The following is a 14,681-nucleotide window of genomic DNA, read 5'->3' on the forward strand; positions in this document are numbered from 1 at the left end:
GTGGTCCGCGCTAGGTTCTCCGACGCGCGGTGATCCGCGAGACTTGCGCCCTGCGGCTACGTGCCGCGCCTTCGCGACGACGTCAGGTTTGGCAGCGGGGGCAGAAGTAGACGTCGCGCTCGGTCAAAACCGTCTCGCCCAACCGTCCGCGCAAGATTCGGGTACCGCAGCGCAAGCACGGCTTACGATCCCGGCGCGCTACCCACGCGGTCTTCCCCGGACGCGTGTCCCCCGTCGTTACCCGCTCGGCGCGATCGCGGTTTGCGTAGATGAGCCGGTGCGCAAGGGCGATCAGACCCGGGATGTCGCCAACCTCACCCACCGGCCGCGTCGGCAGCACACCCCGCAGAAAGCACAGCTCGTTGCGGTAGTCATTGCCGAGTCCCGCGATCACGCGCTGGTCAAGCAGGGCAAGACCGATGGGCCTGGCGGGGTCGGCGGTCAAGCGACGAGCCGCTTCGTCCGGATCCCAGGCGGGACCGAGGATGTCGGGTCCGAGGTAGCCGATCGCTTCGCTCTCGCGTTCCCTCGGGAGCACCTCAAGAATGCCGAGCTGGAATCCCACCGTTACCCAGCCTGCGGTCGCGAGAATCGCGCGAGCTTGCCAGGCGGGTCGTCTCCACGCGGTCGCGGGGAGGTAGCGGTGCCATGACCCCTCCATTTTGAGGTGGCTGTGCACCGTTACCTCCCCAATTCGATGCAAAATATGTTTTCCGACGCTGACCACCTCGTCGATGCGTTGCCCGCTGAGATCGACGGTGGCAAACTCGGGCACACGGAAGTCGCTGCGCTCAAGGACCTCGCCGGCGAGCACCTCGTTCAACGCGCGAGCGGTGCGGAACACGGTATCTCCTTCGGGCATTCCTCCAGTCTGCCGAATCGCGGACGTTCGTGAGTGAAGAGATGTCATCTCCGAGGCGTCGAAGGCTGATTCGCTGCTGGTCGGCTCGGGGACTCCCGGTCGGTAGTCCGTGCGGCATCGTTCGCCTCATACACAGCTCCCGTACATCTCTCCTTCACCTTTGCGTGGGAGCGCGGCCATCCGCGGGCGCAACCGTAAGGACGCGCGTGTGTGCGCGACCACCCGGGGGATTAATGTCAGAGACGCCACGAATAGTTTTTACGCTTTTCGCGGCACACACGGATTCTATGGTGGCCGCCTGGCAGCGCTTCTCAGGAGACCTGCTGCCCGACGCAAACGGGCCGCTGGGTAAGCACCCGGAGGCGCTCCTGACCATCGATCGCTCCCCCGTAGTTCACCTGCCAACGGTGCAGCGTGGCTACTCCGGACGCGGCTTGCGTCACCCGTCCCTGCGGGGTGCAGCGATGCCGCCCCGGCGTGTTTCTGGCGCCGTGACATCCGCCTCGCTTGCCTCGTCTGCTTCTGCTCCATCCGCCCCAGCGCGACCGCCCCACTCGCTGTCGTCCCAGCCCGGGGATGCGCTGGCTTCGGCGATTGCGTCGGCTTCGTCGGCATCCGAATCTCCGACATTTTTGCGCCCTCCGGCCACGGGATCGTCCGCACCGCTCGGCGGAGTATGGCGGTTGCTCGCGACGAACAACCGCGAGATCGCGCGAAGCGTGCGCGTGTACCCGACGTTTGCGGAAGCCCGCGCGGATGTGGACAGGGTGTGCGCCAACCGGGAACGACTTGTCGTGGCCGCGGTCGTAGGACCCGACCGGGGAACCCGCGGGTGGTACGCCACTCTCGACGGCGAGCCTGTGATCACCTGCAGCAGATGGTACGAGACGTCCTCGTCGAGCGTCGCCGCCTCCGCCGACGCGGTTGAAGCGCTGCAGCTTGCGGTGATCGTCGAGGCGGTCCGCACAATCGAATCGGCCGACCGGCGCAGGAGTCGCTCGCGGGCAACCGAGTCGTCGGTTGGTGGCTGGTGATCGCGGCGCTCACGCAGCGATCCACGGACGGTTCCGAGTCAACATGGCACCGTTGAGCGTCCTTCATCTCCGCGTTGATCGTCGTTCATGTTCACTGTCGATTGTGAGCAGGTTGGAGCGGATGATCCCCGCCGCAGCCACTGTCCACGCCTCCGCCATCACCTGGAAGCATCGACGAGCCCTCTGTATTCGTAATTTTCAAGGATGTGCATGAAAGACGCGCTGGACACTGCCTTCGGCACCCAGGAGGTGGCGCTGATCGACACGACGGCGCCCGCTGACGAGACGGCGCGTGTTGACGACGGCGCGCGTGTCGACGAGACGGCGCGTGCTGACGCGGCGCTGATTGAAGAGACGGCGCTGATCCCACAGCTTCCGGGGGTTAAGGCAAGGGGCGGCTCGATTCCTCCCGGCGGCGCGGCTGCGCTGGGCGGTGCGGACACTCCGCCCGGAGGCGCGCGGCGATCGTTCGCTTCACGACTCTCCATCTCGGACGCGATCTTCCGTTACGTGAGCTACTCGGCCGGCATCATCACCGTCGCGATCATGCTCTGCGTCGGCCTGTTCCTGTCGATGCGAGCCGCAGATGCGCTGTCAGTGAGCGGCTTCTCGTTCCTGACCGAGCAGGCGTGGTCACCGGAGACCAAGACCTTCGGAATCGCGGCGGTCCTCTCGGGAACCATCACGATCGCAATCGTGGGAATGTGCGTTTCGGTGCCTCTGGCGCTCGGAACGTCGCTGCTCATCTCCGAAATCGTTTCTCCACGGCTGAAATCGACGATGGTGACCCTGGTCGACCTCATGGCAGCCGTGCCGAGCGTCGTGTTCGGTCTCTGGGGCGCCTTTTTCCTCCAGGCAAACATCATTCCGATTTCGCAGTGGATCTCGACCTACTTTGCCTGGATCCCCATATTCGCCGTGACCACCGATGGGGACACGCTCACTGACGCGAGTGCGTTCACGTCATCGGCCTTTATCGCCGGGATCGTAGTCGGGCTGATGGTCGTCCCCACACAGACCTCGGTCATGCGCGAGGCATTTTCGCAGGCACCCGCGGGAGAACGCGAAGGCGCGTTGGCGCTCGGATCTACCCGCTGGGGGATGATCCGTGAGGTCGTCATCCCGTTCGGGCGCGGTGGCATCATCGGCGGCACCATGCTCGGACTTGGGCGCGCGCTCGGAGAAACCATCGCGGTGTACATGATCATCTCGCCGGTCTTCGTCATCAACTGGGAGGTGCTGAAGACCGGTACCAACTCGGTGTCCGCGCTCATCGCGCTTCGGTATGGCGAGTCAAGCGAGTTCGGGCTGTCCGCGCTCATGGCCGCTGGACTCGTCCTGTTTGCGATCACCCTCATCATCAACTTCACCGCATCGTCGGTGGTTGCCCGTTCGCGCTCCGGCGCCGAGAGCGAAGCGTGATGCCCCAGCACATTGATACTGCCGGACCCGTCCTGGAGGACGTGGCCGGAACCGAAGTCCCGCTCACGAACGGAAACGCGGCGCTGGCGGTTCACGCACCGTCGGACATGAATGTGGCGCCCTACGTACTCGCGTCGCCAGCAGTACCCCCCGCTTCCGGCGGGGAAGAGCCAACGGAGTCGCAGCTCGTGCAAGCGCAGATGACGGCCGCGATCCAGCGGGCGAGGGAGACCAGAGCCGCAACGACGGCGCGACTGGTCGCTGCGCAGAGCGCCCCGATGGCTGCGAGTGCGAGTGCGAGTGCAAGTGCAGGAACGCCGCCTCTCGCCCCCAATCCCGCGCACGCGCCCGCAACCACGTGGTCAGCGACGATCACCCAGGACCCGCCGACGAAACTGGCTCCAACGGTGGTGCCACCCGTAGGAAGTGGAGAGGCAAGGTTGGACGGCCAGCCACAGACAACACCGCCGGTGGGAACAGGGGCAGGCTCGGGGGCACGCACGCGGCTTCCCGACCGCGACGGCGTGGTGGTCGCGCCGCGTCGCGCCCTTCGCAGCGCAACTCTCGACGACCGTTTCAACCTGTTTGGCGCACTCGCTGCCGGGCTAGCGCTTGCCTGCTTGCTGTTCGGCTGGTTCACGCCGATGACAGGCGCCGTCGGATGGGTCGTTATCGCGTTCCTGGGCTTCCTCGCTCTTTACGCGCTCCTGGTCGCGCTGCGGTCCGATCGCCAGCAGGTTTCGGACAAGGTGATGACGGTGCTGCTGTCCAGCGCCGGGATACTCCTGTTCGCGGCGCTGGTCTTCGTCGTCGTCTACACGGTCGTGCGGGGGAGTAGTGCGCTGCCGCATCTGAACTTCTTCACGCAGACGATGGCTCTCGCGGGCCCTCTCGATCCGCTCAATACCGGTGGAATCCTGCACGCCATCGTCGGCACGCTGATCCAAATCTCGATCGCGCTCGCCATCACCATCCCGCTCGGCGTGATTACGGCGGTGTTCCTCAATGAAATCGGCGGACGGTTCGCTCGTTTTGTACGCACCGTTGCCGATGCCATGACCGCGCTGCCGTCCATCGTCGCCGGGCTATTCGTGTACGCAGCGATCATCGCGCTAATCACGCATGAACGGTCTGGTTTCGCAGCGGCTCTTGCGATTACCGTGATGATGCTGCCGATCGTGATCAGGGCCTCTGACGTGGTTCTTCGACTGGTCGCCGGGAACCTCCGCGAGGCGTCCTACGCGTTGGGCGCAACCCGCTGGCGCATGGTCTGGCACGTGGTGCTGCCGACGGCCCGATCGGGCCTCGTCACCGCCGTGATCCTCGGCACCGCGCGCGGAATCGGTGAAACCTCGCCGGTGCTGCTCACCTCTGGCGTCTCAGCCGAGATGAACCTCAACCCGTTCTCGGGACCGATGATCTCGCTGCCGCTCCAGGTATTCGACTTTGTGAAGTCGCCCGAGCCCAACATGATCGCGCGGGGGTTCGGTACGGCTGCGGTGCTCATCGCCATCGTTCTGGCGCTGTTTACCATTGCCCGCCTCGTCGGTGGACGCGGACCGACGCAACTCTCGAAGCGCCAGAGGGCCGCAGCTGCCGCCAACTCGGCCCGTGACATCCGCCGCATCGAAGAATCACCGCGGTCCGAACCGGCCATGCAGAAACGGCGTCAGCAGCCCGGAGCTGCCGGAGCCGCGCCAGGAGCCACTCCGGGATCGACCATTCAGTCTCCGGCGCAGGCGCTGGCGCACCGCAGCCCGGCTCCGGGGCGCACCTTCTTGGGACGTCCCGAGGCGGTACTAACCGCTGCACCGCCGACCGCTGGGCCGCCAACCTCGGCGCCGGCGCCGACAATGCCGCCCGCAACAACGCCGCCCGTAACACCCGCATCTGGCGCAGACGCGCACGACAGCACAACCGACAGCAAGGGAACCCAATCGTGAGGCTCACACGCCTAATCCGCTCCATCGCGGCCGGAATCGCGCTCTCGACGTTGTCGCTTGGCCTTGTCGCCGGCACCGGCGTGGTCGCTGCGAATGCCGCCGACACGTGGGAACCGATTTCGGGCATCGGCTCGACCTGGTCCCAGAACGCGCTCGACCAATGGCGGAGCAACGTCAACAAGAACTACGGCATGACAATCAACTACTCCGGCGAGGGGTCTTCTGCTGGGCGCCGTCACTTCATCCTGCAGGACGTGGACTTTGCCATCAGCGAAATCCCGTTCCAGTCAGCTCCAGAAGACGGTTCCCTCCCCGAAAAGCCGACCAGCGGGTTCGCTTACATGCCGATCGTCGCCGGTGGTACGGCGTTTATGTACAACCTGCAGATCGGGGGGAAAAGGGTCACTAACCTCCGCCTCAGTGGTGAGACGATCACCAAGATTTTCACCAACGTGATCACCAACTGGAACGATCCAGTCATCAAGGCGGACAATCCCGGCCTGACGATGCCCGACAAAACAATCGTGCCGGTGGTGCGCTCGGATGGGTCCGGCTCCACAGCCCAATTTTCCCTATGGATGTCGAAGCAGCACACAGCGCTCTGGAACAACTACTGCGGTGTGGTGAACCGCCCGGTGCCGTGCGGTCTGACCTCTCAATATCCGGTCTCTGGCAATATCAAGGCCCAGAACGGGTCCCTTGGTGTCGCCGGGTACGTCGCGCAGGACTATGGCGAGGGCGCCATCACCTACGTCGAGTACTCGTATGCGTTGAAGTCGGGATTTCCCGTCGCAAAGGTGCTCAACAACGCGGGCTACTACATCGAGCCGACCGCGCCTTCCGTCGCGGTGGCGTTGATGAACGCGCAGATCGACGAGAACCCCGCTTCCAAGGACTATCTGACTCAGATCCTTGATGGCGTTTACAACAGCGCAGACAGCCGCACGTACCCGCTGTCGAGCTACTCGTACATGATCGTGCCCACCACGGTCAACAAGGTCTTTACCGAGAAGGAAGGGAAGACTTTGGGTGCGTTCGCAAACTACGTACTGTGTGAGGGGCAACAGCAGGCGCAGCAGCTCGGGTACTCGCCGCTTCCGATGAACCTCGTTCTCGCGGGATCGAAACAGATCGCGCGGATCCCGGGTGCTGACCCTGCGGGTTTCGACATCAACTCGTGCCGAAACCCAACCTTCAAGCCGGGCGACTCTCCGGCGAGTAACCAGCTTGCGGCAAGCGCGCCGGCACCCGAGGCATGCGACAAGCAGGGCACCACCCAGTGCAGCAAAGGCACCGGAGGCGCACCGGCCGCAACGCCCGTGAGCAACGACACCCCGGGTGCTTCGGACTCGCCCGAGGCCGCGGCTGCAGCAGCAGCCGGTGCTGGTGCGGCAGCCGGCGCTGGCGCAGGAGGGGGAACCGCTGACGCTGCCACGGCCGCAGGCTCCGCTCCGGTCTACGACAGCAACGGCGCCCTCATCAGCGGGTCGGGCATGGTCGGCACGGCCTCGTCCTCACCATTTACGCTTCCAGGCGGGGGATGGGGTGGGCAGCAGTACGTGATGTTGTTCGCCGCGCTGCTGCTCGTTGGCGCGGTGGTTCTGCCCCCGATGCTGTCGAAGCGGCTGAAGAGGCGTCCGACAGCCACAAAGTAGGTACGGCGCCGCTACCCAACTGTCTTGCCGCTGCCAGCCGCCAGCCGACGCGCTGCTGCTCTGGTGCTCGGCCGCACGGCGAACTGCGCACGGCGAACTGCGCGCGGCCGCCGGCGTTGGTGCATGCGGGTGCGGATCTGAGCCAGCAATGGAGTCTGGTGCCGGGAACGATTTGTTCCCACCTCACGATGCGTTCATTCCCCGATCAATTCTCATTCTGCGCGACAGCTACACGGGACATCTAGTTCCGCATTCGTTCATCCGAGCGACACCATCGGCCCATAAATTGATCGCCGGTGGCTGACCGAAAGCCCCGAAATAACTTGGAGAGTACCGTGAACGTAAGTCACTCGAGGCCTGCCGGGCGGACCTGGTTGGCGTCCCTGGGGGCTGGCTCGGTCGTCGGTATCGTGGTCGCCACGGTGCTCGCGCTCACGGGCGTGGTGATCCCGACGGATGCCGCGAGTGCAAGTTCCTCGAGTGCGGTCACGGTCGCGGCCGCGGACCAAGACGCCGACATCGCCACCGCGCCGATGCCTGACCTCAAGGTCACCGTGTCCCAGACGGAGGACCTTACCTCGCAGGGCATCGTGGTGAGTTGGACGGGCGGTAAGCAATCCACCGCCCCCGGTAGCTCCAGCGGTGGCGAAAACTTCCTGCAGATCGCGCAGTGCTGGGGTACCGACCCCGTTGATCCGACTGCACCGGACCGCACGACCTGCCAGTACGGTGCCTTCAACTCCGTGGGTGCAACCCGCGACAACTTTGTTCAAGACGAATTCATCGCTCCCCAGGACCAGCAGTTCAGTGTCCCCTCGGAAAACGTCTTCTCGCCCGCTTATGCGTCAATCCCTTTTACCGCCGTCACTGGAGAAAAGGTGGCTTCGGTTATCTACGACGAGGCGGCCAAGAAGAACAAAAAGGTCGACGTTGACGTCAACGTCAACCAGTTCGTAACCCAGTACACGTCGAACGAAGTCAAGTGGGCCGGATCCGGCGCCAGCGGCAGCGGGTCAGCCAAGTTCGAGGTGCAAACGGCGCTTCAGTCCCCGGGTCTCGGCTGCGGGAACGCCTCCAAGCTCGCGGACGGCTCGACCGCGAGCCAGTCATGCTGGCTTGTCGTCATCCCGCGCGGAGTTGCTGACGCTGGCGAGCAGCACATCATCAACTCCGGGCTGTTCTGGGACTCCTGGAAGCACAGCGTCGCGGTCAAGCTCGACTTCAAGCCCATCGGCGTCAACTGCACGATCGGGTCGGCCGAGCGCCAACTTGCCGGCAGCGAACTCGCCAGCGAAGCAATCGGATCCTGGCAGCCGACACTCTGCAAGTCTCAGGGCGGCGCTACGTTTAACATGTCGAAGGGTGCCGAGTCGGACGCCGCAGCAATGGCCAACGGCACCGTCCCATCGCCACTGGCGCTCACCTCGCGTCCGCTCGGTACCGAGAGCGGCACACCAGACGCACTTCAATACGCGCCGGTTGCGCTCTCGGGAGTTTCGATCGGGTTTGCGATCGACCGGCAGCCGACCGTTGGGGATGTCCCGGCTGATGTTCTGGAGAAGACGGCTCTCCCGTTCGAGAACATCAACCTGACCCCGCGCCTGCTTGCCAAACTGCTCACCAATTCCTACCTCGACTCGCTGCCGACCTACGCCGACAAGAAACACGTCGGTGTGGTCAGCTCCGCTAACCAAGGAAAGAATGCCCGCAACCTGACGCTCGACCCCGACTTCCTTGCGATCAACGACGCCGAGTGGAAGTACGAGGCGCTCATCAGCCCTTCTCTGTCTGACCTCCTGGTCTCCCAGGGTCGGTCTGACGCGGCGTGGCAGCTCTGGCGCTACATCATGGCCGACGCTGATGCTGTCGCGTTCCTAGAAGGCAAGCCGGACCCGTGGGGCATGAGGGTAAATCCCTGGAGCTCGACGAACGCAGACGTGACCAAAGAAGTCAATAAGGACGCCACCAGCGGCCTGGTGCTCCCTCGGGACAACTTTCCGAAGGCGGACCCTGTCGAGCAGGCCGCAAGCCCAACTCTCGGCGGGGCGGTCAATCTGGTGACCTGGCGCCCGTACACGAACGACCTCGATCAGAGCGCGTACCTGGCTCTCCGCGGCGACGGGCAGGTGCTCGGCGCGTGGGACTCGACTCAGGCCACACCCAAGTACGGCAAGGCCCTGCGAGACCTGATCGGGCAACAGCGTGTACTCGCCCTCACCGACACCGCCTCCGCAGCCAAGTACCAGGTTGTTTCGGCATCGCTGCGCAACGCGGCAGGCAAGTTCGTCGCTCCCACCAACACCTCGCTTCTGGCTGCGGCCGCGGCGATGACCGCGACGGGCCAGGCGCAGGTGTATGAACTCGACCCAACGGGGGATGCCGCGAAGGCAGCACCGTCCGCGTACCCCCTCGCGATGCCCGTCTATGCCGCGCTCAATCCCGCGCAGACGGACGCGGATCAGCGCGCCGACTACGCGACGTTCATCCGCTACGCGGCGACCGCCGGCCAGGTATCCGGGACGAACGCGGGGGAGCTGCCCGAGGGCTACGCACCTATTCCCGCAGGCTGGCAGACGCAGGCACTCAGCGCGGCGAACATCATCCAGAGCGGCGGCGTTCCAGTACAGCCGCCCGCGTCGCCCGCCCCGTCGACCCCGGGCGCAGCCCCCGCTGCCGCGTCCGCAGTTTCGAACGCCGCCGCGGCCGCTGCGACTGGCGCTCCTTCGTCCGTCACTGCGGTGAGCGCGCCGACGGATCCGGGGGCGACGGGGGTCACCGCGGCTTCGCTCACCGGGGCGGAGACCCCGAAGGATCCGAAGACCGGCGCGATCTCCGCGGCGATTCCCGGCGGAGTGCTCGGCGGCTTCGCGGCCGCTGCGGCCGTTCCGCTCTTCTCCCGGCTCAGAAGGCGCTTCTGATGCCCCCAATTCTTGGTACCGCAACGGAGCCCGATCTCCGGGACTGTGCTGTGCCCAAGTCGTGGCTGTCGTACTCGCGACAGCTCGGTCAAACACTCAACATAAAGGATCCGAAGTGAAGAGAAATAAAGCTGTCGCGATGTGTGCGGCTCTCAGCGTCGCTGCTGCTGGCCTCGCTCTTGCAACTCCCTCCTACGCCGACCCCGTCTCGAGCAGCTACGTGCTGGTCGGATCTGACACCCTCCAGGATTCGGGCAACGCGCTCGCCAACGGAACGAACATCACCGGTTCCAGCGTGCAGACGACCGCAAACGGAAGCTTCATTGCTTCCTACGACGCGTTCGGTTCCGCTGCCATCCAGACGAAGACGGCCGGAGTTTACTTTGCTCGCCCCGCCGGCTCCGGCGACGGCATTAAGGCGCTCAGCCGATCGATCGATGGAGGCGCCTTCTCCGTCTCAGGCAACGCAACTCCCGCCGTCTCGATCACCGGCCAGGTCGACATTGCGCGCACCTCAAGCGGCGCTGGCGCCACGGCCAACGCGAACGGCCTTCTCGCGTACGTCCCCTATGGCCGCGACGCTCTCTCCTACGCCTACGTCGGCGCGGGGCTTGGCGAGATCACCACGGCTCAGCTCAAGTCTGTTTACGACTGCTCGCTGACGTCGATTGGTGGCGTGCCCGTCACCCCCGTCCTCCCGCAGGCGGCGTCCGGTACGCGCAAGTTCTTCCTCTCCGCAATCGGGAACCCGACCCTCGGATCCTGCGTCGTGCAGAGCAGCTTCGCCGAGAACGACGGATCCGTCATCACCAACGGCCAGATCATCCCCTTCTCGGTCGCAAGCTGGGTTGCCCAGAAGAACGGTGCAGGACAGAACCGCACCGGTGCCGCATCGCTCGGAAGCCCGCTGAACGGCATCGAGCCGTTCACCGGAACGGGTGCCAACCTGGTCCCGAACGCTACCTACTACTCGAACGCAACGTTCGGGCGCGAGACGTACCTGGTTGTTGAGTACGCCCGCATCAACGCGGCCGATGCCAGGTTCGACCCGGCGCTTGCTGCGCTCGTTGACCCGACCAAGGCGAAGAGCCTCACCAACTTCAGCAACCCGGTAGCCACCTCCGGTGCTGTGAAGAAGAAGTTCGGCTTCCTCGCGCCGTCGTCGACGACCGTCGTCCGCGCCAACCTCACCTAGTCCTCCACATTCACCCAATCCTCCACATTTACAGAACGAAAGGCAGAATAATGAACAAGCTTCACAGCAAACGCATCCTTGCCGTTTCCCTCGTCGCCGCCGCCATCTTTGGTGCATCCGCGACCAGCGCATCCGCCGCTGAAAAGAACGGCTCCGACATTCCCGTTTATCTCATCGACGCCATCACGGAAGAGACCTTCCCGGCAACGGCGGTTCACCCGTTCGATTACGACGTAGTTGTCTCTGCGTCAGCAACGAACCCGATGGCACGCTTCCAGTGCAGCGCGGACACCGAGATCGTCCGTACGTTCATCTCGCCCGTCGGTTCCGAGCGCCTGATCCAGAGCTGGACCGCCTCGGCGCCGTCGGGAATGATCCCCGGCAGCAACAAGGAGATCCAGCAGTACCCGATGACCCTCTCCGCGAACATCAACGGTTCGGTCATGTCCGTCAAGGCCAACGGTGGTACCTACAGCGCCGGCCTTGCCTGCCTGAAGTACAACGGTGTTGCCATGGCGGCGTCGGGCCTGTGGTTCGCAACGATCGACGTAAAGCCGGTCACTGGTGAGTGGACGGCCCGCGCGTTCGAGACCCCGGTTGTTGTTCCCCCGGTTGATACCAACCTCACCGGTGAGATCGCACTCGAGGCCACCACGGTCACCGCACCCGAGGGCGTCCTCAGCCTCTCGGTTCCGACCGGTGCATCCGCAACGATTGGTTCGCCGACCCTGGTCGACGGTCTCTCGACCTCGACCGGTACCCTCGGCCAGATCACGGTCAACGACGGCCGCGTTCAGTCGAAGGCTGGCTGGACGCTCACCACCACGGTTGCTGACTTCGTCAACAAGGCCGACGCCACCAACACCATCCCGGCCAAGCAGCTCGGTGTTGCACCGAAGGTTGTCTCCACGACTGCCGCCGGTGTGACCACGGCCCCGGCGCAGGTCGCCGGTTCGGCTACCTACCCGTCCGCGTTCGCGACCGCCACGGCCAACACCGCTGTGGGAACCACCGTTCTCGACGCTGACCTGAAGTTCGTAGCTCCGGCCGACAAGCTGGCCGGTACCTACACCTCGAAGATGACGCTCACGCTCGCTTCGAAGTAGCACAACCCCACACAGCACCACAGCACTAAACGGGAGGGGCCGCGCACGTCGCGGTCCCTCTCGCCTGCGCTTGCAGCATCCGTCATATCGCTCCATCTTTTTCTGCGTTTCACCCCCGGTTTCGCTCATTCACGCCCCCGGTTTCGGAAAGACCTTTCACCGGAGTAGAAACCCCCTCACGTTCACCCGTCGTTGGGCCCTGATCCCCCCGCGAGACACCTTTGTTTGGACTAATGCACTGTGGCTTCTTACTTGGCATTCCCGACCCGCGTTGTGCGGGCTCTTGCGCTTGTCCTCGCGGTACTCATCGGGGCGGGTTTGCTTGCGACACTGGCGGTCTCGCCCGCGCGCGCGGATGACACCGATGGCATCTCTGGCGCTCCCGCCGATGCCTCCGGACCCGACCAGCGGTCCCGCTTCAGCTACCAGGCGACACCCGGCCAGCACATCGATGACCTTTACGTCGCAAGCAACACCGGCACCACCGCCCAGACGATGGTTGTGTTCGCCACGGACGCCTACAACACCGACGACGGTGGCTACGGCCTGCTCGACACGGATGCGGTGCCGGTAGACGCCGGCAGCTGGGTTTCCTTCGCCGGTGGCGTCAAGCAGCTCAGTATTCCGCTGGAGCCGGGAGCCTCGCAGGTTATTCCGTTCTCGCTCGACGTGCCGGCTGATGCCGCGCCGGGCGACCACGCGGCCGGAGTAGTAATCTCCGTGCAATCGACCTCGGGCGAGATCCTCGTTGACCGCCGAGTGGCCACGCGGATGTATGTGCGTGTGCCCGGAGAGCTGCAGCCCGCCCTGACCATCAGCAACATCTCCGCGAACTATGCCGCACAGATCAACCCGTTCGCAGGCGACACGACGGTTACCTACACCGTGACGAACTCGGGCAACGTCGCCCTTGGCGCAAGCGTGGTTGTGGGAGTCAAGGCCCTCTTCGGGGTCTCCGCCGCCGAAACGGAGCGCGAGGAGATGTCGGAAATTCTTCCAGGCAATGAGCGCACCTTCACCACGGTCGTCGACGGTGTCGGCCAGTGGGGTTACCTGAACCCGTACGTTCAATTGGCGCCATCGGTGGATGTCGAGGCGCTCAACCCCGGGCCCCTGGCGAGTGTCTCCCGCGACACCACTATTTTCGTCACGCCCTGGTGGCTCATCGTTCTGCTGCTGCTCGTCGGTGGGACGTTCCTGTTCCGTCGGTGGCGGGCCAAGCGCGACGAAAAGAGCGCGAAGGCCTGGATGGCGTACCAAGAGGCTGAGATGGCGCGCCGCGTCGCCGAGGGCGGAACGGCAACCGGTGCTGAGCAGCCTGTTGGCCCGGGCGATCCAGCTTTGGCCGAACCTGTGTCGGGACGGAACGACCGATGAGCGCCGTGAAGTCAAAACGACCAGCCGGTGCAACGCCAGCAACGATGACGCAAGCAGAGAGATCAGACGCAGGAGCGATGACGAAGATGACCTTCCCCCACATGGCCGGGAATGCAGCGCGCCGGGTCTCGACCTTTGCTCTCTGCGCTGTGCTCGGATTCTCCGCCTTGGCGATGACCACCGGAGCGCACAGTGCCGCGGCCGCGACCGACGACGGCGGCATCGACATCTCGATCACCGTAGCGACACCGACACCGACGCCGGCGGTGCTCACGCCCGCCGGGGGAACGGGCACCGGAACGGGAACCGGCAACGGAACCCTGCCGAGCACCGGCACGGGAGTCGGACGCGGGAACTCGGGCCCGACGGCAACCACTACCACCGAGACATCCCCCTCAACCGGCACAGGCGACCTGGGCGAGGATTCGACCAGCCTCGGCGGTGCCGTCCTGCTGAGCGGACTTACCTCGAGCTACGACCCCTCGCTGAACCCCCTCGGGGGAAGCCTTGAGGTGAAGTTCACCGTGCGGAACATCTCCGACGAACCCATCGACGCCTCCGCGAAGTTCTGGCTCACCACCCTGATCGGTACGAAGATCAGCACCGAAGTCAAAGACGTGGTCGGCCTCGAAGCTGGTCAGTCCCGGGTCGTCACCGCGCGGCTGCCCGGAGTCGGGCAGTGGACCGTCGTCACCGCTCACATGACGTTCACCCCTCCCGCCGAGGTCGGTGGCGTGAAGCTGGTTCCGGTTAGTCGTGACCGGATTGTGTTCGCCGAACCATGGCTTCTGTTCACCATTCTTCTCGTGGCCGCGGGTGCGTACGGCGTGTCGTACGTGCTGCGGTCAGCGCGGACGGTTCGACTGCCGAGGGTCACCGCGTGACGCTGACGAACGAACGGCCCGCGGGCGCGCGGAACACGGACGCCGCAGACACGGGCGTGGCGAACACAAACGCGCGGAACACGGATGTGGCGAACACGGGCGCGGCAAACACCGACGCGCGGAACACGGGCGCGGCAAACACCGACGACCAGCGCGCAGCCTCGCCCACCGCAACACTCGCGCCGCCCGCCGAACCGCAGGCGCCGCCGAAGGCGCCGGAGTCCCCGACCACGGCATTTTCTGTCGGCGCCGCGGCGCGGGAGGCGTATGCCAACCCGGGTTCAG

Annotated in this window: 11 protein-coding genes; 9 read left to right on the forward strand and 2 right to left on the reverse strand. The window is 65.0% G+C overall.

Annotation, left to right across the window (positions count from 1 at the left end):
• Positions 1–82 precede the first annotated feature (82 nt).
• Entirely contained in the window at positions 83–862 is a 780-nt protein-coding gene (locus B0I08_RS11885; RefSeq protein ID WP_106213121.1) for a DNA-formamidopyrimidine glycosylase family protein, read from the reverse strand.
• Positions 863–1,152: 290 nt separating this feature from the next.
• On the opposite strand from B0I08_RS11885, the gene B0I08_RS11890 reads away from it, so the two are divergent.
• The 9 genes from B0I08_RS11890 to B0I08_RS11930 all read left to right on the forward strand — a co-directional run bounded on the left by B0I08_RS11890 (position 1,153) and on the right by B0I08_RS11930 (position 14,396).
• Positions 1,153–1,896, forward strand: coding sequence for a hypothetical protein (locus B0I08_RS11890; protein WP_181243397.1), 744 nt, complete (start codon positions 1,153–1,155; stop codon positions 1,894–1,896).
• A 210-nt stretch (positions 1,897–2,106) separates the two neighbouring features.
• Complete coding sequence (gene pstC, locus B0I08_RS11895; protein WP_245884775.1) at positions 2,107–3,318, forward strand: phosphate ABC transporter permease subunit PstC; 1,212 nt, start codon at positions 2,107–2,109, stop codon at positions 3,316–3,318.
• Entirely contained in the window at positions 3,318–5,261 is a 1,944-nt protein-coding gene (gene pstA / locus B0I08_RS11900) for a phosphate ABC transporter permease PstA (protein ID WP_245884776.1), read from the forward strand. Before pstC ends, pstA begins: the two co-directional genes overlap by 1 nt.
• Positions 5,258–6,916, forward strand: a complete 1,659-nt coding sequence (gene pstS, locus B0I08_RS11905) for a phosphate ABC transporter substrate-binding protein PstS (protein ID WP_245884777.1) — start codon at positions 5,258–5,260, stop codon at positions 6,914–6,916. The genes pstA and pstS overlap by 4 nt, the downstream gene beginning before the upstream one ends.
• Before the next feature lie 335 nt (positions 6,917–7,251).
• Positions 7,252–9,834 carry a hypothetical protein gene (locus tag B0I08_RS11910; RefSeq protein ID WP_146134403.1) on the forward strand — a complete coding sequence of 861 codons (2,583 nt, stop codon included), beginning with the start codon at positions 7,252–7,254 and terminating at the stop codon, positions 9,832–9,834.
• Between the two features lie 115 nt (positions 9,835–9,949).
• Positions 9,950–11,029, forward strand: a complete 1,080-nt coding sequence (locus B0I08_RS11915) for a hypothetical protein (protein WP_146134404.1) — start codon at positions 9,950–9,952, stop codon at positions 11,027–11,029.
• A 50-nt stretch (positions 11,030–11,079) separates the two neighbouring features.
• The gene (locus B0I08_RS11920; protein WP_106213131.1) at positions 11,080–12,135 is read left to right on the forward strand and encodes a hypothetical protein; all 1,056 of its coding nucleotides are present in this window, start codon (positions 11,080–11,082) and stop codon (positions 12,133–12,135) included.
• Between the two features lie 240 nt (positions 12,136–12,375).
• Positions 12,376–13,512, forward strand: a complete 1,137-nt coding sequence (locus B0I08_RS11925; RefSeq protein WP_146134405.1) for a COG1361 family protein — start codon at positions 12,376–12,378, stop codon at positions 13,510–13,512.
• 77 nt (positions 13,513–13,589) lie between these two features.
• Complete coding sequence (locus tag B0I08_RS11930; protein ID WP_146134406.1) at positions 13,590–14,396, forward strand: hypothetical protein; 807 nt, start codon at positions 13,590–13,592, stop codon at positions 14,394–14,396.
• Here B0I08_RS11930 and B0I08_RS17820 read toward each other — a convergent pair.
• Positions 14,386–14,670: a hypothetical protein gene (locus tag B0I08_RS17820; protein ID WP_181243411.1), complete on the reverse strand. Its 285-nt coding sequence runs from the start codon at positions 14,668–14,670 to the stop codon at positions 14,386–14,388. The two genes, B0I08_RS11930 and B0I08_RS17820, sit on opposite strands and share 11 nt — an antisense overlap.
• Between the last annotated feature and the right edge of the window lie 11 nt (positions 14,671–14,681).

Origin of the sequence: Glaciihabitans tibetensis, assembly GCF_003003265.1 — a bacterium.
Lineage (GTDB): Bacteria > Actinomycetota > Actinomycetes > Actinomycetales > Microbacteriaceae > Glaciihabitans > Glaciihabitans tibetensis.

Excerpts from the sequence above, each read along its gene's own strand:
- B0I08_RS11930 (WP_146134406.1), top strand. The coding sequence starts at position 13,590 with ATGACGAAGATGACCTTCCCCCACATGGCCGGGAATGCAGCGCGCCGG.
- pstA (WP_245884776.1), top strand. The coding sequence starts at position 3,318 with ATGCCCCAGCACATTGATACTGCCGGACCCGTCCTGGAGGACGTGGCC.
- B0I08_RS11920 (WP_106213131.1), top strand. The coding sequence starts at position 11,080 with ATGAACAAGCTTCACAGCAAACGCATCCTTGCCGTTTCCCTCGTCGCC.
- B0I08_RS11885 (WP_106213121.1), bottom strand. The coding sequence starts at position 862 with ATGCCCGAAGGAGATACCGTGTTCCGCACCGCTCGCGCGTTGAACGAG.
- pstC (WP_245884775.1), top strand. The coding sequence starts at position 2,107 with ATGAAAGACGCGCTGGACACTGCCTTCGGCACCCAGGAGGTGGCGCTG.